We start from the raw sequence: 18036 nt of genomic DNA, 5'->3' as shown, positions 1-18036 counted from the left end.
ATTCTTGTCTTTTTTTGATGTTTAAAAACATTGAAATATGTAATAAAAAAGTTCTACGAGTTAATTTAACTCGTAGAACTAAGGTAGTTAAGATTTATTTAGCAGTTAAGGTATACGTTGGTAGTTGTTTAATGACAGAACCATTTGATAATTGAATATCATAACTAGTTTTAGATTGATTATTATTAATCTTAATTACTCGTCCAGCGTGCTTATTGACAATACCATCTTGCATGAGTGAGACATTAACCTGTTGATTTATTTTATATGTGGGCGCATTTGAGGTTGAGATAGATGCATCGTTAAAACTAGAATTAGCAGTTGTTGAACTAGCACTAGTTGTTGATACATCTGAACTATTGTTTTCAGAGCGATTTGGCATTGGAGCATTGAAACGACCCGTTGCAAGCTTTAAGTCTTGTTCAGCCAGGTAATAGCTAGCTTGGGTTCCATCATTCCAAGCGACATAGTATTCGAAATGGGAATTACTATAATCTTTACGTGTCACTTTTTTAACAGTTCCGATTTTACCGCGCTTATCTACGATGCGGTTTCCATTGGTTTCATAAATTGCGGTATTTAAAACTTGAACCCGTTGCCCTACTTTGAATTTAGCTTGGTAGGTCGTAATATGCTCGGTTAAATCTTGTTCCGCCATATAATAACTATCTGTTGAGCCATCGTTCCAGACGATATAGTATTCAAAATGGGAATTACTATAGTCTTTGCGGGTCACTTTGGCAATGGTTCCGACCTTGCCCCGCTTATCACCAATCCAATTTCCATTGGTTTCATAACTCGCCGTGTTCAAAACTTGAACCCGTTGTCCGGCATGATATTTGGCCTTATAATTAATGATTTTATTCGTCAAGTCTTGCTCGGCCATATAATAACTGGCCTGAGTTCCGTCATTCCAGGCCACATAATACTCGAAGTGTGAGTTACTATAATCTTTACGCGTGACTTTTTTAACAGTTCCGATTTTACCACGCTTATCCACGATGCGATTTCCATTGGTTTCATAGCTCGCCGTGTTCAAAACTTGGACTTGTTGGCCAACATGATATTTAGCCTTATAATTAACAATTTTATTCGTTAAATCTTGTTCCGCCAGGTAATAGCTGGCTTGCGTTCCATCTTCCCAGGCCACGTAGTATTCAAAGTGCGAATTACTATAGTTTTTGCGGGTGACCTTTTTGATAATACCGATTTTACCGCGTTTATCTGAGATGGGATTCCCGTTGGTTTCGTAACTAGCTGTGTTGAGCAACTGAACGCGTTGTCCAACATGATATTTAGCTTTGTACACGGGTCCGTCAATTAATTTATCGAAATGGTTGGACTGAATAACATTAATTAATTTAGTAGCGTAATTTGGATCAGTGGCATATTTCCCGGTTAAAGCATGCGCAGCTTTGACGTAAGTATCGGCATTTTCCTTCCATGCACCTGAATAATATTTGTGGTTCCACGATGTCCCGTTACGCAATAAATAACCATTATCATTCATGGATTCTGTTGGAGAAGGATATTTTTTAAACTTAGCATCGGTATAGTATAAATTACCATTTTCATCGTATTCGGCCGTCCGCATCGTGATTGATTGACCGTTGTATGAACCTTTGATACCAAAGTAATTGTTGGCTTGAATAGATAATTGGGATTGCCCCCAGCCAGATTCTAAAGCCGCTTGAGCCATCATCACGGACCCCCAAACGTTATAGTAGCGAGAAGCGTGTTTTACGCCGGGGGCGACACGGTTGGTAAAATTATTGACAGTACTGTTAGCACTAGCTTGGTCAAGGTTCGCTACCATACCAAGTGCACTGGCTGAAATAATAATAGATGTAGATTGATAAAACCGAGAAAGTTTATTGGCCATTAAGATACTCCTTAAGTAATTTTATATACATTAAATATGTTTGCATATTGGCAACCGTGCAAGTGCCAGTCAGCGTTAGTAATTATAGCATTGTGAAAGGATGAAATTAAAGGATAAATAACTTTAATTAGCGAATCAAAGCTATTTTTTTGTTGAAAATGGCGAAAAACTAAGTATTAGAAAATTTTGAAAAAATTGTGAACGGTATGCATAAAAATAAAAATCCCACTCATTTGGTGAGCGGGGATGTATTATTTAATCTTGCGCGCGAGGTAAATAGGCCGATTTTTCACTTCCAGATAAATATTTGAAATATAGCGACCGATAATCCCGAGGCTTAGAAGTTGAATTCCAGACATCATTAAGATGATGATGACCATGGAAGTCCAACCATTGATAGCGGCATCCGGTGAGATAAAGTGACGGAAGATTAAAATTATAATAAATACCAAAGCTAATGAGAAAGAAACTAGGCCTAAGACAAAGGCAATTAATAGTGGTACTGGTGAAAAACTGATAATTCCTTCGATTGAGTAGCGGATTAGCTTGCGAAAAGACCATGATGAGCGACCGGCGATTCGGTCAACATTGTGATATTCAAGGTATTTTTGTTTAAAACCAACCCAGGTAAAAATACCTTTTGAAAAACGATTATATTCTGGCATTGCTAAGATGGCATCAACCATTTGACGAGTCATCACTCGATAATCGCGGGCGCCCTCAACAATATGGGTGTCAGATATTTTATTGATTAGTTTGTAAAATAAAGCCGAAAAGAAGCTACGAATCCGTGGCTCACCATCGCGGTTGACGCGCCGGGCACTGACAGCGTCCCACCCTCCAGACTCAACGCCGGCAATCATTTCTGGCAATAATTCGGGTGGATCTTGTAAGTCGACGTCCATAACCGCGACTAAATCCCCCGTCGCATATTCTAGTCCAGCATAGAGGGCGGCTTCTTTTCCGAAATTTCTGGAAAATTCGATATAATGTACATTGGTATGGTTACGTTGAATTGATTCAATTGTGGCGATTGTTTGGTCAGTTGAGCCGTCATCAATGAACCAGTATTCAAAGGTTAATTCTTTCAGCGTGGCATGGACCTTTTCGACCGCCTCAAAAAAAATCGGGATTGTCGTTTGTTCATTAAGAACGGGGATAATAATTGATAATTTTGACATCGGAAAGCCACCTCTTTAGGCTAATATTATTTAAATTTTAGCACATTAACTTAGTCTAGACAGGTTAAAATCCTAGAATTTAAAGATAAAATAACATCTAATAGGCTAGGTTTGGACGTAAACCTTGCATTTATTTTCTGAATCCACCATACTTAAATTAATTAATTGTGAGATGGAGTTAATGATGATGAAAAAAACCATTTGGACGGTTGTGGGTCTTATAGGAATTATATTAGTAGCCAGCGGCGCATACTATTTTGGACAGCAACAACAGAAAACGCATGATACAGCAACGTCATCGCAGGCAGAAAAGCAGGTATCTAGTAGTGACAAAAAGGCTAAGAGTTATTCCGTTGATTCGAGTTTTTCAGCTGGTGGGGAGGCAGGACAGGCGGCTGATGATCAATCTGAATTAATGACCGCAAAGAGTGGTGCTAAAATTACGAAAGATGATATTCAAGAAGCTCGGCAACAATTGCGCCAACAAGGCATTAATGATGGGGATTTTTCCGATTTAGATATTGCGAAAGTAATCGATAAGGCTAATTCGGAGAGTTTAGATTTAAAACAAGCGGTCCAAGCAATTTACCCGCATTATTTTGATTAAAATTTTGAGCGTTCATCAATAAAATACGATAAAAGTAAAAAAAGATGAACGGGTTTGTGAAATGGCGTGGCATAACTACTCAATTTAAAGTAAAATAAGAATAATTAATTAAGCAGGTGGGAGGAAGTAACTGTGTCAGTTAAAGAAAAAAAGTTGGCAATTGTTTTGCCAGCATATAATGAAGAACCAGTTATTGAAAAAACGACGCACATTCTTTTGGCACTCTTAGACAAAATGGTGCAAGAAACATTGATTTCAGCAGATAGTTTTATTGTCTATGTTGATGATGGTAGTAAAGACAAGACATGGGCTTTAATGCAAAGCCTCTATGCTCAAGATTCACGGGTGAAGGGGATTCACTTTAGCCGTAATTTTGGGCATCAAAATGCTTTAATCGCCGGAATGACAGAATTAACTGATACGGATGTTGATTATGTTGTGACCATTGATGCCGATTTGCAAGATGATCCTAATTCAATTGTAGAGATGGTTAAGTTAGCCAATGGTGGTAAAGATTTAGTTTACGGCGTGCGTAATGATCGGACTAGTGATTCGTGGTTTAAGCGGGTTTCAGCGCAGTCGTTCTATAAAGTGATGAATTTGTTAGGCGTGCAGACTATCCCCAATCACGCTGATTTTAGGTTGATGGATCAAAAAGTTTTGAACGTCTTTAAGCAATATGATGAGCGGGATATGTTCTTACGTGGTATTTTCCCTTCAATTGGCTTTAATTCAGCCGAAGTTTACTACGCACGAGCTGAACGGGAAGCTGGCGAGACCAAATATCCTTTGCGCAAAATGTTGAAGTTTGCGACAAATGGGATTACATCGTTCTCAGTTAAGCCCATCACGATGGTTCGTAATTTAGGAATTGCCATGTTTACAGTTAGTGTCATCTTTATGATTTATGTATTATGGCAATATTTTTTGAAAAATACGACTGATGGATGGCCTATGCTCATGATTTCGGTTTGGTTAATTGGTGGAATTCAATTAATGGGAATTGGTATAATTGGTGAGTATATCGGTAAAATCTTCATGGAAGTTAAGCACCGCCCCCGGTATGTCATTGAAACAAAACTTAAGTAAAGAACGAAAGTCTTCTCCGTATACGGGGAAGACTTTTATATTTTCCAAATTTTATGGTATCGGTAAGCGCGATTTGATAAAAATAAAAAAACACCCAAGCTTTAACTTGGATGCTTTAAGTAGTGGACAGTCAGGGGCTCGAACCCTGGACCCACAGATTAAGAGTCCGTTGCTCTACCAACTGAGCTAACTGTCCATCAAATATCTGTTGTAACTCAACAACAGATATAATCTTAACAAATATTATTGTGGAATGCAAGTAAAAAATAAAAATATTATTTAGCCCAATCACCTTGACGGAAAACTGGAACTATTGAACCATCTGCTTTAATGCCATCAATATTTAAATCAGCAGATCCCATCATAAAGTCAACATGGATAATAGATTGATTTTGTCCATGCGCTTGGCGGGTTGCCTTATCCATCTGGGTTCCATTATTGATGTTAAAAGGGTAAGCAGCGCCCAAAGCCATATGATTTGAAGCATTTTCATCAATTAAGGTATTGTAGAAAATTAAACCAGCTTGAGAAATAGGGGAAGGATTTGGCACGAGGGCCACTTCACCTAAGGATTTAGCACCTGAGTCACTAGCCAGAAGTTGATCCAAAACCGCTTGTCCAGTACTAGCGGTCGCTTTAGTGACAATCCCATTTTCAAAGGTTAATCGAATATCGTTAATTAAAACGCCTCCATACGATAAAGGTTTCGTTGCTGTGACGTACCCATCGATATGGCGATAATCGGGGGAAGTAAAGACTTCTTCCGTGGGGAGATTGGCAGTAAAGTAATTTCCCGCTTTATCAGTTGAATCAGCGCCCTCCCAATGGTGATTTTCCGCCAATCCAACGGTGATGTCAGTGCGGGGCGAAAGGTAATGCAGTGCCTTGAAATTTTCTTGATTGAGCCAAGTGGCATGTCGATTCAGCTGGGTAATGTGTTTTTTCCAAGCCACAGTTGGATCTTGATTGAGCTCAATCCGGTTAAATTTAAAGATATTTAGCCAAAGTTGTTCGTAGGCTGCTGCTGGATTTAATTTTGGAAAAACTTTTTTTGCCCAGGCGGGGCTAGCCGCTGCGACGACGACCCAAGCGAGGTCATTGTTCATTGTGGCATCCATGACGGGCTTTTTGCCATATGCTTGGCTCTTCGAGAAGATTGCCACCTTTTGTTGATCCAAATCTCCGAGACTATCCGGATCTTCTGACATAATACTAATGCGTGAAATACGGTTTGAGGCAATTTCTTGAGCTTTGATTGTGGTTGAAGTAGGTACTTGATTTAATGTTTCATCTGATGCATTTTGAATTAATGCGTGCGTAATGTAGTCATCCTTCCATTCCACCTGAACATCCTTAGCCCCATATTGATAAGCACAGTCGATTAAAGCGTGGACTAAGGGTTGTTGGGTTACTTCGGCATAAATGATGACGCTTTGGGCAGGTTGGACATTAATCCCAGTTGTGATAATGAGTTCTGCGTACTTTTCTAAATATTGATCGAAATTTTGAATTGGCATCTGATTCTCCTTAGGTTAAATTTTTAAAGTTAAAGGTTAGTAAAGATGCCATTAGCAATATTTTCAGCATCTTGCAAAATTTTATCGTGTGAATTAGGACGCGGTGAAAAAGTAGTAAACCACGACCAACCCTCAGTCAAAGCTCCCCATAAGCGCAATCCAGTAATGGGTTGATTATTTTCATCGAGCACCCGCATGGTTTTCCGATCAATCATGGCGCCGCCAACTTTTAAGACTTGTCCATTATTTTGTTGATAGTCGCGAGTGTTTAACATTTTTTGGGTCACTAAGTTTTGAATTAAAGCATCGGCACTGGTTTTGACATTGACGCCGTGCAAACGTGCTTCAACCAATTGTTGTGCTTTGAATTGTTGATGTAGATTATCCGTGACTAAGAATTGGGCAGGATGTTGTTGGTTAGCGGGTTGGCATTGTATTTGCATCCCCGGTCCAACAATGGTTAAAATCCCAGCTTCCATGAGTGCAGCCATTTGTTCCACGCGGAAAACAGGCGGTCCGACTGAAACAATGTTATTAAAGGGATTGAATTTTTGCAAGAATTTGGCATATTCAGCATCATTGAGATAATTATTGGTGACATAATAACGAATCGTACTACGCACATCGCGCAAAAGGTCGAAGGCACCAGCAAATGGAGCGTCCCGATTTCCTAAACGTGCATCTTGGATATCGCTGATTAGATATGCTAAGAAAGTTTGCTGATATTCATTGACATTCTTTGTGTTATCAAATGGGGCGATAATTGTTGCCCAATTAATAATTTGTTGCTCGGGTAAGCCCCAAGCTTTAGCGGTGGCATCGAGATTATCCGCACTGTTTAGGGCTTGTAAGAAATCAGTCACAGCAAACGGCCAATTGATCGCGGAATCGCTAACCACATTGAAGTAATGCTTGTAGCTCATTTCTTTTTTCAAAAGATGAATAAAAAAATCAAATGAAACATGACCATTATGATCTTCAGCAAAATGATCAAGAGCGGCAGGCGTGAAGAAACGTGGTTGGTAGCTTTGTCCACCAATCTTTTGATTAACCCCGCGTGCGTGTAAAGGCACCCCGTGACGGGATCCTGCAATCAGATGCGGTTCTGTCCCAGCAGGCTGATAAATTAATTTGCCAGAAGGTTCGCGTTTGAAATGTCCACCTCGGCCAATTGTTAATTTGGCCATGTAGTCAAAGAAACTCAGTCCTAAGCCTCTCAAAATGACATTTTGTTGAGCTTGAATTTCTTCTAACGGGGCATCTGCCGGGTGATTGGCTGGTAAATACAATAGTTGCTCTGCCTGGGCAAAATCGGTTAAACGCTCTTCCTCAGGGGAATTGGTTTGGTCCGCGTGCCCAGGCGCCAAAATGACTTGATCGACAATTAGATTAAAGTCGGGCTGAGCTTGAATTTTAAATTTAGCGGCGTGCCGTTTTAGCTGGGTGACCAATTGAGGATAAAAATGAACTTGGACTTCTGCAGTCAAATTATTGATGATTTCATCAAAGAACCATTGCATATACACTCCAAATAAAGCCCGCGAACTAAAGCGGTTAGGATTAATGGTCGCTAATTCATTTAGAAAAACGGCTTCATTTTCAAAATGGTTATTTTTGACATATTGAGTCCCGTAATCACAAGCCCATTGATAGAAGGAAGGTCCCTGTAGCGCTGGCGCAAAATGTTCAATCGTTGTATCAGTAAATAAAGTCAGTTGTGAGGTGACAGTATTCATAATAAAAGTGGGGTCTTGATTCGGGCGCCAGACTTTTCCGCCAATCCCAGCGGGGTCAAAGAGGTGGACATCGGTTTTTTGATGGCTTTGTTTAGCATAGGCGGTTAAACGCGCTAATAGGGCCAAGTTTCGTGGACCTGCCCCGATTAATGCAATTTGCATAGTTAATTACCTTTGCTTTCATTAGAATCTTTGAAACTGGTGATTTCTTCAGGAGCATAAATTCCAATATCTTTTACATAGACAGTGCCGGCACGCTTGGGACCTTCGCCCCTCAATAATCCAGTTTTTGGATAAGCAAAAGTCACAGTCGCAGTCGCCCGAATTGCCGCGCCCAAAATTTCACCAGTGGTGGCGTTTAAACCTGATGGGACGTCTAGGGCAATGACAGGAATATTTGCGGCGTTAATGCGTTTAATCATTTCACCAAGTTTAACCGGAACGGGTTTGACGAGGCCAATTCCAAAGAGAGCGTCGACAATGACGGTGTATTGGCGGAAATCTTTAACCCGTTGAATGGGCTCAAGGCCGTAATTCTTGGCGATTTCTAATTGTTGACTTGTGTTGTTAGCAGCTCGTGCTTCATCCCCCACAAAGAGTAATTCAACGTTGACCCCTTTTTGCTGGAGGATCCGAGCAGTGGCAATTCCATCGCCCCCGTTATTACCAAGCCCAGAAATAACTAAAACGTGTGATAAATCAAATTGACTCGCCGCGAGCACTTCGATGGTGGATAGGGCGGTTTTTTCCATTAAGACTAAAGGGGAAACGCCAATTTCATTGATTGTATATTGATCGTATTGCTGCATTTCATGTGCAGTGATAGCATTAGGCATAAGGGCCTCCTCATAAAGTAAATAATATGCTTTCATTATAACTCAAATTTGATAAAATTAATTTTGAACGTTAATTACCAGAGATTTGATGCAGGAAGGAGTTGATGCAACAATGAATGATATGGATAAAATACCAGAAACGATGGAGGCTGTTGAGGTCCGTGTGGCGATGATGAAACAAGTTGGCTTCCCAGTGGCAGTCGATGATGTCATTAAAGAAGCGATTAAAGATGGTCTTCAAGCCTTGTTAGATGAACAAATGTCTGGGCATTATTATACAGTGCATTGGGATGTAGACTTTAAGAGTCTTGAAGTAATTGGCTTTGGGGATGAACATGTTGGCGACATTGAACCAGAAGCGGGTCAACCAGCCTGGATTGACCAATTTAAGACCAATACCGATATGTTTTGGTTTAATTTGGATACCGCGGTTAGTCAATTAGTGGGACGTTAGACTTTATTTAAATTTTAATCAAGCGTGATTTTAATTTGATTTTGTATTATAATTCTTTAAATCATATAAAAAGGGGAAATTATTTATGCGTAAGTATTATGCAGAGTTCTTCGGGACAATGATGCTAGTTGCATTTGGAACTGGTAGTGTCGTCTTTGGTGGAACATCATTTGGTTCAATGCCAATTGCTTTAGCCTTTGGATTTGCAATTATTGTTGGTGGTTATGCTTTTGGTAGCATCTCAGGTGCGCACTTTAATCCAGCGATTTCATTAGGAATGGCGATGAATAAGCGTATCACTTGGATGGAATTCTTGTGGTATGTGGTAGCGCAAATTTTGGGTGCCTTTGTTGGAACTGGAATTTTGGTATCAATGATGTCAACTTTGAAGGCTAGCAAGGAACAAATGGTTGTAACCGCTTTGGGAGCCACTAACTTCCAATCACCAATTACAATCTGGGGTGCCACTTGGGTTGAATTTATTTTGACCTTTATCTTTGTTTTAAGTATCTTAGCTATTACTGCTCCAAAGAATGAAATGGGAAATCAATTCGCTCCAATTGCAATCGGAATTACTTTGGCTGCTTTGATCGTTTTGGGAATTGGATTGACCGGAGCAGGTTTGAATCCTGCTCGTTCATTAGCTCCAGCCGTTGTGCTTGCCTTTATGGGTAGCACGGGTGCTTTGACTAACATCGCTCCTTACATCATCGGGCCAATGGTTGGTGGTGCTTTGGCTGCGCTTGTTGCAAAGTATTTAATGCGTACTGAAGATTAATTTTAAAAAAGAAAGGCTGCTTAGTTTTTTGAACTAAGTAGCTTTTTTTGTGCTGATTTGGAGATTTGGGTTTTTAATAGATAAAAGGAAATTTTTTAATTGTTGATAGTTCGATGAAAAGCTGCCGAACACTTAAACATAATGGTAAAATGAAGTGTAATTAAAATTAATTTTGAACTAAATCTTAAAAGATAAACCAAGAAGAAAGTGGGGACATAACATGGAACCGACAACGGAACAAGATAATTATCAAGTGGTTGTTAATCAATTTCAGGCTAAAGGGGTAGCATTATCAACCATTGCTGAATTGGTGTATGACGGACAAAAAGAATTTATTCCTACGATGACCCCAACTGATGCTTTGGATAGTGTTAAACATGTTTTGCATAAAACGGAAGTCCAAGATGCGATTTTAACTGGTTTAGCACTCGATGATTTGGCGGAAGCTAAGGTCTTACCTGAACCATTGTTAAGCCGAGTACGCGCAGATAGTTTAACATATGGAACTGATGAAAATATGGTCATGGCGATTTTAGGAGTTTATGGCACGATTTCTTGGACAAATTTTGGTTATTTAGATCGTGTAAAGCCTGGTATTATTGGTGAATTAAATAATGCTCAAAAAAATGGGGGACGCGTCAATACGTTTATTGATGATTTAGTTGCAGCGGTAGCGGCGGCAGCGGAGGCACGTATAGCACATGAATAAAAAATATTTAGTAATTACCACAGGGGGCACCATTGCTTCAGCCGTAACGGAAAAAGGATTAGCTCCCAAGATGAGTCCAGAAGAATTAGTGACTTATTTTAAACCTAATCCAGAGACTGAATTGGATGTAAAGCCTTTGATGGCCAAGGACTCAACTAATATGCAGCCAGAAGATTGGTTGCTGATTGCTGAAAACATTAAAGCCGAAGAAAAAAATTACGACGGCTTCATTGTTACACATGGAACAGATACCATGGCTTATACAGCTGCTGCATTATCATATTTATTGTATCGCTTTACTAAGCCGGTGGTGATGACGGGTTCACAAATTCCTTTGGGGATGCAGTATACGGATGCAGAATCGAATTTACAAGATGCCCTTTTATTTATTAGTGATACGGATTTAACCGGTGTTTTTATTGTCTTTAATGGCTTAGCAATGGTGGGGACTCGTGCGGTAAAAACAAAAACGCAAAGTTATGATGCGTTTGAATCGATTAATTATCCATATGTGGCACGGATTATGCATGGCAAAATTAATCATATGTATCAACCTAAGCCAGAGAGTTTGGATCTACCAGCCCGTAATAAGTTGGTCTTAGATCCTAATATCTTTATGCTAAAAGCATTTCCCGGGATGACCGTTGATATTTTTGATTATTTGTTAGAACATGCCCACGCAGTAATCATTGAAAGCTTTGGAAATGGTGGTTTACCATTTGAACGGCGAAATCTCTTGCCCGGAATTCAAAAGTTAACTGATGCAGGAATTCCTGTAGTGATTACGACGCAAATTTTAGAAGAGGGTCAAGACATCGCTTTGTATGAAGTAGGTCAGCGGGTGGTTGAAGCTGGTGGGATTACTGCTGGTGATATGAATACAGAGGCGATTGTAGCTAAGCTGATGTGGTTATTGGCTTATACCCAAGATATGGCTGAAATTACGCATCTTTTGCAGACACCAATGGCACACGATATGGGTTTTGATTAATGCGGGGTTAGCATTTAGTTGAAAGGAGCAGCTTTAGATGGCAGAACGTGGAAAAATTAAATTTGAAATTATTGAAAAATATGGAGTGTTGTCAACCAGTAAATCAGGTTGGAATTTAGAATTGAATCTAGTACAGTGGGGCGAAAATCAGCCCAAGTTTGATATTCGGGCGTGGGATCCGACGCATACTAAAATGGGAAAAGGCGTTGGTCTTAATCATGATGAAATGAAAAAATTAAACAAGATTATGACGGGGATTTTGGCTTTTGAACAAGAAGAAAATTTGCGCAACCAAGAGGATGAAGCCTCCGATGATGCAGAGCCAGATCGGCCACGTGTGACTCGTTTAAGTGATTAGATGAAGTAAGTCAATTTTAAGGTTTGGTTGTTAAGGTATTGAAAACAGTTATTTAATTACAACTGGCGGTGGTCAGCAATTAATTGAAAGACTAAATTGAGTGAAGATGATTTTAGAGGTGATTTGAATGGTTGCAAAAGCAGTGAAAATTTTAATTGTGGAAGATGACGAAGCGTTGAGCGAAACGGTCAAAAACACTGTGCAATCGCTGGGTGAAACAACGCAAGTCTATGATGGACGTGAAGCGCTTTTTGAAGTTCAATCGGGAATCTATGATTTGGTCTTGCTAGATGTGATGTTACCAGAAATGGATGGTTATACGATTTTAAAGCGAGCGCGTGAGGAGTTCCCTAAGTTGCCCATTTTGATGCTGACGGCCAAAGATGAGTTAGAAGATAAGATGCATGGTTTTGATTTAGGCGCTGACGAATATATTACCAAGCCTTTCTATAAGGAAGAACTTCTAGCGCGGGCTAAGGCCTTATTGCGTCAGGCTGGTTTGATTGGGGATGAAGGGTTACTGCACGTCGGAAATGTTGAAATTAACGTAGAAAAGCATCAGATTGCAGTCAACGATGAGCCGGTCAATATTCAAGGCCGTGAATTTGGATTATTAGTTTATTTGGTGCAACATCAAGATCAAATTGTTACTAAAGAACAGATTTTTGATCGCCTGTGGGGCTTTGATTCCGAAACTTCGCTAACGGTCGTAGAAGTTTATATGTCTAATCTGCGGAAAAATTTGCGTAAGGCGGGCGCTAATTTAAATATTAAGACGCTGCGCAATGTTGGCTACACTTTAAATGTGATGGATGAGGAAGATGCATGATTGATTGGTTCAAACATACGCATTTAGGTCGTTATTTCCATAAAATTCGAAAAGCGATGTCTACACGCACAAAATTGACGATTTTAACTGCTGTGGGATTTACCTTGGTCTTTATTAGTGTTGGTACGTTTATTGATCGACAATTTCGGGATGTAGTCTATAGTAATCCGGTGGCTCGTGTGAAGCAGCCCTTTAGTCAAAATCAAGAAAATATGGTCACGGATTCTAATCTTGTTGACTATTCATATTTAAAACGCCAAAAGGTTCGGTTGCCGCATGAAAATCAAGTTTATATTAAATATTATGAACAAGGCTGGTATATGTTTTACCGGCACAATCAATTCGTTTCATATCAAAATGTCAGTATCGAACATGATGTGGTGGAACGCTTCTCTAATCGATTGATCATTATCTTTATGACGACGGAGGCCATTTTGCTCTTTATGGCTTTGATTTTATCGCAGGCCAGTATGATTCCAATTACTCGGGCGTTAAAGCAACAGCGAACCTTCGTCGCCGATGCAGCTCATGAATTTAAAACGCCGATGACAGTAATTCAAAATAAATTGGAAACAATGTTAGAACATCCCAATGATTCCGTTTTGGATCAGGTGGAAAATGTGGCAAATTCTTTAACGGAAGTTCGCCATTTAAATAAATTAATCGCGGATATGTTGAAATTAGCTCAATCTGATGCGGAAGTTGTAATGTTTGAGTTTAAAGCGATTGATTTGGTTCAAATTATTCGTGAAGTCAGTGAAATTATTGAGTTAAAAATGGCTGAAAAACAGCAAAGGTTAGTCCTGGACTTACCCAAACAGTTGATTTTAGATGGTGATGAGCAACGCTTGCGTCAACTAATCTTAAATTTGGTTGATAATGCTCAAAAGTATGCTGGAGCTGAAACGACGATTACCGTGAAGCTAACATCCAGTCGAAATACCGCGCACTTGAAAATTATCGATACCGGTGAAGGTATTTCAGATGATGATAAACGACATCTATTTGATCGCTTTTACCGTGTTGATAAATCACGATCAAGGGCTAGTGGTGGGCATGGTTTAGGGTTATCAATTGTTAAATGGATTGTTGAAGGCCATGGGGGACGCATTGATGTTGCTGATACGCTTCCACATGGAACAACGTTTGATGTGGTGCTACCTTTGCATCATAAAAAAGCATAAAAGTTTTATGGACTTTTATTTAAAGTGTGACTATAATAGGGGCACCAAAAAGATTAAATGAAATAAATTAGGGCATGAAGAAAAGGGGGAATCGTTATGAATCGATTCGGACAGCGATTTGCTTGGTTTATTGGTATTATTGTATTAGTTGGCTTGTTATCACCAAGAACTTTAGGGATAACATTTAAATTAATTGGTAGTTTAGTGCTTTTAGGAATTTTAATTGTGGTGGCACTTGGCGCTTATTGGCGTGCGCGTTGGAAAAGGGCAATGAATCAGTTTGATGGTACACCTGGTGGAGATTATCAGCAGCGTACTTATTATTATCATGCTGGACCTGATATCACCAAAAATAATTACGGGCACCCTGGAATTAAAGATGTGACACCTCCTGATAAGTAGACGATTTGATAAATACACACAAAAAGAGTGATCCACTTGCTCTTTTTTATTTTTAAGAATTTCGTTTTGCTTGAAGGATCATACTTAAATGGTGGTAGGAGGTATATGAAAGGTTAAGATGCAAATATTATATGTAATAGGGTTTTTAATAATGGGCGTGATAGGAACCAATATTTTAAAAAAATATTTTCCTAAGATTCCAGAGCCCTTCATTTTAATTGGCTTAGGGATTGCGCTGTCATTTACCAAGGTGTTTCAAAATTTCGAATTAGAGCCTGAGTTTTTTATGTTGGTTGTGATTGCGCCATTGATGTTTGAGGATGGGCAACGGCAAAGCTTTGCGACAATTCGGAGCCGCTTTAACGTAATTGTAATTTTGTCTGTGGTGCTGGCAGTCGTCACGGTGGCGATTGTTGGAGCAGTGACGAATTTAATTGAAGTGGCTTGGACGTTACCTTTAGCAATGGCCTTGGCAGCAATCGTTACGCCGACCGATTCAGTAGCTGTTTCATCGATGACTAGTAGTAATCAAATGCCTGAAGGGGTTAATCAGGCTTTGGAATTGGAGTCATTATTTAATGATGCGACGGGCTTGGTGATTTTAGATTTAGCCCTATCAGTGTTAGGTAATCAAAGTTTATCCGTAGTTGATGGGATTGGCCGGTTCTTATTTGTAGCGGTTGGTGGCATTGCGGTAGGATTACTCCTTGGTTGGCTGATTGTTTTGTTGCGGGTCCGCCTTAGTCTTAATATTGAGATTGATCATCCTGAATATTCTGTTATTCCGGTGAGTTTATTGACGCCATTTGTGGTTTATTTGGTGGCAGAGCACTTAGGAATGTCGGGAATTTTAGCTGTTGTTGCCACGGGAATTATTCACAATTGGGAATCAAATCGTTTGCGCCTCTCAGCGACACAGGTACAAATTTCACAACGAGTGATTTGGGCCACAATTTCTAATATATTAAACAGTGTTGTGTTTTTAATTTTAGGAATTACTTTACCAACCGTAGCACGTAGTATTGTTAAGATGGTACCGGGTGAATTACTAGGATTAGTTGGTCTAGCGATTATTATTTATATTAGTATGTTATTAGTCCGCTATTTTTGGGCGCTTTGGGAACATGAAGGTTCAGCGGTCCAGTTACTAGGGGCTAAGGATATGCAACAACATCATTTTTATTCAAAAATTTTTGCGGTCAGTGGAATCCATGGGACTATGACGCTTGCGATGGCTTTTTCGTTACCTCAAATGATAAATGGTCATGTCTTCCCCTTCCGTGACCAGTTGATTTTGGTCGCTACAATGGTGATTTTAATCAGTATGTTGGTCAGCGCAATTGTTTTGCCACTCTTATTACCAGTTAAGGTTGAGAATTATAGCAGAGACGATTTAGAAGTCGTCCGTGGCAAAATGGTTGACTATGCGATATTACAAATGCATGATCAGATTCCTGACCACGCAGTGCGAGAAGCCTTATCGCAACAACTTCAATCCCAAAAAGGCTGGGGGACGGTTGATCGAAATCAATTAACGCAAGATTATCAAAACGGCATGTTGGAAATTAAAGATTTTATTAGTGATTTTATTCATAGTCCAGATATGCGGAAGAAATATAGCCGTTCAACAATTATGTTGTTTGAAAAATTTGTGGATCGGATTCAGGTTGAGAAATTACCAAAACACCACCAAATTTGGTGGTTCAAGAAAATTAAATATCGTCTCAAGCATGCTCGACGCAAAATTCGCTGGGATGTACAATTACAACGTGACCCTCAGCAACAGCAAAAAATGATGGAAATGCGGCAATTGCGCCAACAGTGGCAGGCGGTTAGTTCACATGAAGAAATGCGCCAGTTACGGTTGCGGATGAAACAAGAAGTGACCGATTTGACTAATGAAGTAATTGAGGCTACTGATCAAAAATTAGACCAGATGCTAAAGCAGCGCCTTCAAGATAAGCACGGCGATAATCAATATATTGATGTGATGCGAAAAAATTTGGATCGTTATTTCCAAAAAATGCAACGCAATTTAAAAAGCGATGTCCAAATCAATTCAGATTTATTTATTCAAGCCTTCCAGTACGAGATGACGTATGTTCGCCAGTTGGTACAAAATGATATAATTCCGCAGGCTTTAGCGGCAGAATTATATGATGAAATTAATCAAGCGCAATCGCTCCAAATCCAGCAACTGAATGATACAAATGTTGTCGAGCATGTCCCGTTGACGGCGATTGCGGCTGGGGATTGACGCGTTTGATATACTAAGAATAAAAGCGAGGTATCAATTATGACAGTGACAGAAGTGAATGATCTTGATTTTGATGAGAAGACCAGCCAGGGTCTAGTTTTGGTTGATATGTGGGCGGCTTGGTGTGGACCATGTCGGATGCAGAGTCCCGTGATTGAAGCTGCTGCAGACCAAGTTGATGATGTTAAATTTATGAAGATGGATGTTGATGCAAATCCAAAAACATCTGAGGAACTAGGGATTCAAGCAATTCCAACCCTTTTGATTAAAAAAGATGGAAAAGTGGTTGACCGTTTGATTGGGTACCATCCTTTGAACTTGGTTAAACAGACGTTACAAAAGTATGCATAAAATAATGTAATGTCCTAACTATGGAAGTAGTTGGGGCTTTTTTCTTTTGGATATTTTAAACCAAGAAAATCGTTATATGGAAACCTGAAAAATGTATTATTAGTGCATTTTGTGGTAAGGGTTACGACATGTTACTTGTCGGATAATTTTTATTAAGGTACAATTTTTACATCAATGAGGATAGATATTATTTAAGGAGATAGATTATATGGTAGGAATGGGACAAGCATTTAAAAATTTTTGGCGCCACGGTTTTGATTTTAAAGGGCAGGCAACCCGTGCTGAATATTGGTGGATGGCACTTTGGGGGGTGATCCTTGGGTTAATTGGATTATTGATTCTAGTGGCTGGTGTTTTTGGCGTGATTTTTGGGGAAGGGTTGTCTATGCCGCTTAACCCTTTTTATGCTAATTTACCAATGATTATGATTATTATGGTCATTTTAGGCTTAGTTATTTTTATTCCAGCTATGGCGCTAACTGTTCGCCGTTTACGAGATGCAGGGCTTAAAACGTGGATAATTTGGGTCTTATTAGTTTTGTACTTTGTATTGCCTAATCCTACGACGCGTGTGAATATGGAGATGAACCTGTTTACGGTTTTAGAGCGTTTAGTAGCATTGATTATTTTTATTTGCACAGTGCTAGAAACTGATCAGTTGAAGAATTTAAAGTGGATTGGCCGTGAGGAAATGAATTTGACGGGACAAAATGGGGCTAATCTTAGTGACAATGAATTAACTGATACTGAAGTGACCGTTGAGGTTTTGTATCCTAAAAATTCTGATGAAAAATAACATTGCACTCAGCTGAAGATTGAGATGGGTTGTGCATTATGGGTAGGTATGGAACAAGCATTTGAAAATTTTTAGCATC

General features: G+C 39.5%; 18 protein-coding genes and 1 tRNA gene. 13 read left to right on the top strand and 6 right to left on the bottom strand.

Going from position 1 to position 18036, the window contains the following annotated elements:
- Positions 1–94: 94 nt before the first annotated feature.
- Positions 95–1882 (bottom strand): glycoside hydrolase family 73 protein, encoded by a 1788-nt coding sequence (locus ACJQWY_RS04695; RefSeq protein ID WP_407076595.1) that lies wholly within the window; start codon positions 1880–1882, stop codon positions 95–97.
- Between the two features lie 251 nt (positions 1883–2133).
- Positions 2134–3063: a glycosyltransferase family 2 protein gene (locus tag ACJQWY_RS04690; protein WP_407076594.1), complete on the bottom strand. Its 930-nt coding sequence runs from the start codon at positions 3061–3063 to the stop codon at positions 2134–2136.
- Between the two features lie 181 nt (positions 3064–3244).
- Between ACJQWY_RS04690 and ACJQWY_RS04685 the strand changes: the two genes are divergently transcribed.
- Together ACJQWY_RS04685 and ACJQWY_RS04680 are read left to right on the top strand one after the other, a co-directional pair.
- The gene (locus ACJQWY_RS04685) at positions 3245–3670 is read left to right on the top strand and encodes a hypothetical protein (RefSeq protein ID WP_407076593.1); all 426 of its coding nucleotides are present in this window, start codon (positions 3245–3247) and stop codon (positions 3668–3670) included.
- 132 nt (positions 3671–3802) lie between these two features.
- Positions 3803–4759 carry a glycosyltransferase family 2 protein gene (locus ACJQWY_RS04680; RefSeq protein WP_407076592.1) on the top strand — a complete coding sequence of 319 codons (957 nt, stop codon included), beginning with the start codon at positions 3803–3805 and terminating at the stop codon, positions 4757–4759.
- 123 nt (positions 4760–4882) lie between these two features.
- On the opposite strand, the gene ACJQWY_RS04675 is transcribed toward ACJQWY_RS04680, so the two are convergent.
- The 4 genes from ACJQWY_RS04675 to ACJQWY_RS04660 form a co-directional block, all read right to left on the bottom strand.
- Positions 4883–4955 (bottom strand) — tRNA-Lys (locus ACJQWY_RS04675).
- A 79-nt stretch (positions 4956–5034) separates the two neighbouring features.
- Positions 5035–6276 (bottom strand): aminopeptidase, encoded by a 1242-nt coding sequence (locus ACJQWY_RS04670; protein ID WP_407076591.1) that lies wholly within the window; start codon positions 6274–6276, stop codon positions 5035–5037.
- Between the two features lie 29 nt (positions 6277–6305).
- On the bottom strand, positions 6306–8174 hold the full coding sequence (locus tag ACJQWY_RS04665) for an FAD/NAD(P)-binding protein (RefSeq protein WP_407076590.1): 1869 nt from the start codon (positions 8172–8174) through the stop codon (positions 6306–6308).
- Positions 8175–8176: 2 nt separating this feature from the next.
- Positions 8177–8848 carry an NAD(P)H-hydrate epimerase gene (locus tag ACJQWY_RS04660; protein ID WP_407076589.1) on the bottom strand — a complete coding sequence of 224 codons (672 nt, stop codon included), beginning with the start codon at positions 8846–8848 and terminating at the stop codon, positions 8177–8179.
- A 112-nt stretch (positions 8849–8960) separates the two neighbouring features.
- Between ACJQWY_RS04660 and ACJQWY_RS04655 the strand changes: the two genes are divergently transcribed.
- The 11 genes from ACJQWY_RS04655 (at position 8961) to ACJQWY_RS04605 (ending at position 17957) form a co-directional block, all read left to right on the top strand.
- Positions 8961–9302 (top strand): hypothetical protein, encoded by a 342-nt coding sequence (locus tag ACJQWY_RS04655; protein ID WP_407076588.1) that lies wholly within the window; start codon positions 8961–8963, stop codon positions 9300–9302.
- 85 nt (positions 9303–9387) lie between these two features.
- A complete protein-coding gene (locus tag ACJQWY_RS04650; protein WP_407076587.1) occupies positions 9388–10080 on the top strand; it encodes an MIP/aquaporin family protein in 693 nt (230 codons plus the stop codon).
- A 220-nt stretch (positions 10081–10300) separates the two neighbouring features.
- The gene (locus ACJQWY_RS04645; RefSeq protein WP_407076586.1) at positions 10301–10789 is read left to right on the top strand and encodes a phosphatidylglycerophosphatase A family protein; all 489 of its coding nucleotides are present in this window, start codon (positions 10301–10303) and stop codon (positions 10787–10789) included.
- Entirely contained in the window at positions 10782–11780 is a 999-nt protein-coding gene (locus ACJQWY_RS04640; protein WP_407076585.1) for an asparaginase, read from the top strand. Before ACJQWY_RS04645 ends, ACJQWY_RS04640 begins: the two co-directional genes overlap by 8 nt.
- A 37-nt stretch (positions 11781–11817) precedes the next feature.
- Positions 11818–12138 (top strand): YdbC family protein, encoded by a 321-nt coding sequence (locus ACJQWY_RS04635; RefSeq protein WP_407076584.1) that lies wholly within the window; start codon positions 11818–11820, stop codon positions 12136–12138.
- Positions 12139–12265: 127 nt separating this feature from the next.
- Entirely contained in the window at positions 12266–12967 is a 702-nt protein-coding gene (locus ACJQWY_RS04630; protein ID WP_407076583.1) for a response regulator transcription factor, read from the top strand.
- A complete protein-coding gene (locus ACJQWY_RS04625; protein ID WP_407076582.1) occupies positions 12964–14151 on the top strand; it encodes a sensor histidine kinase in 1188 nt (395 codons plus the stop codon). The genes ACJQWY_RS04630 and ACJQWY_RS04625 overlap by 4 nt, the downstream gene beginning before the upstream one ends.
- 96 nt (positions 14152–14247) lie before the next feature.
- On the top strand, positions 14248–14553 hold the full coding sequence (locus ACJQWY_RS04620) for a hypothetical protein (RefSeq protein ID WP_407076581.1): 306 nt from the start codon (positions 14248–14250) through the stop codon (positions 14551–14553).
- A 118-nt stretch (positions 14554–14671) separates the two neighbouring features.
- Positions 14672–16810: a cation:proton antiporter gene (locus ACJQWY_RS04615; protein WP_407076580.1), complete on the top strand. Its 2139-nt coding sequence runs from the start codon at positions 14672–14674 to the stop codon at positions 16808–16810.
- Between the two features lie 39 nt (positions 16811–16849).
- Positions 16850–17161 carry a thioredoxin gene (trxA, locus tag ACJQWY_RS04610; RefSeq protein ID WP_407076579.1) on the top strand — a complete coding sequence of 104 codons (312 nt, stop codon included), beginning with the start codon at positions 16850–16852 and terminating at the stop codon, positions 17159–17161.
- A 208-nt stretch (positions 17162–17369) separates the two neighbouring features.
- The gene (locus ACJQWY_RS04605; RefSeq protein ID WP_407076578.1) at positions 17370–17957 is read left to right on the top strand and encodes a DUF805 domain-containing protein; all 588 of its coding nucleotides are present in this window, start codon (positions 17370–17372) and stop codon (positions 17955–17957) included.
- Positions 17958–18036 lie beyond the last annotated feature (79 nt).

It is taken from the genome of Weissella kandleri (assembly GCF_045504165.1).
GTDB classification, from domain to species: domain Bacteria; phylum Bacillota; class Bacilli; order Lactobacillales; family Lactobacillaceae; genus Weissella; species Weissella kandleri_A.
The sequence above is the reverse complement of the archived record's forward strand: the minus strand, read 5'-3'. Positions and strand labels throughout refer to the sequence as shown.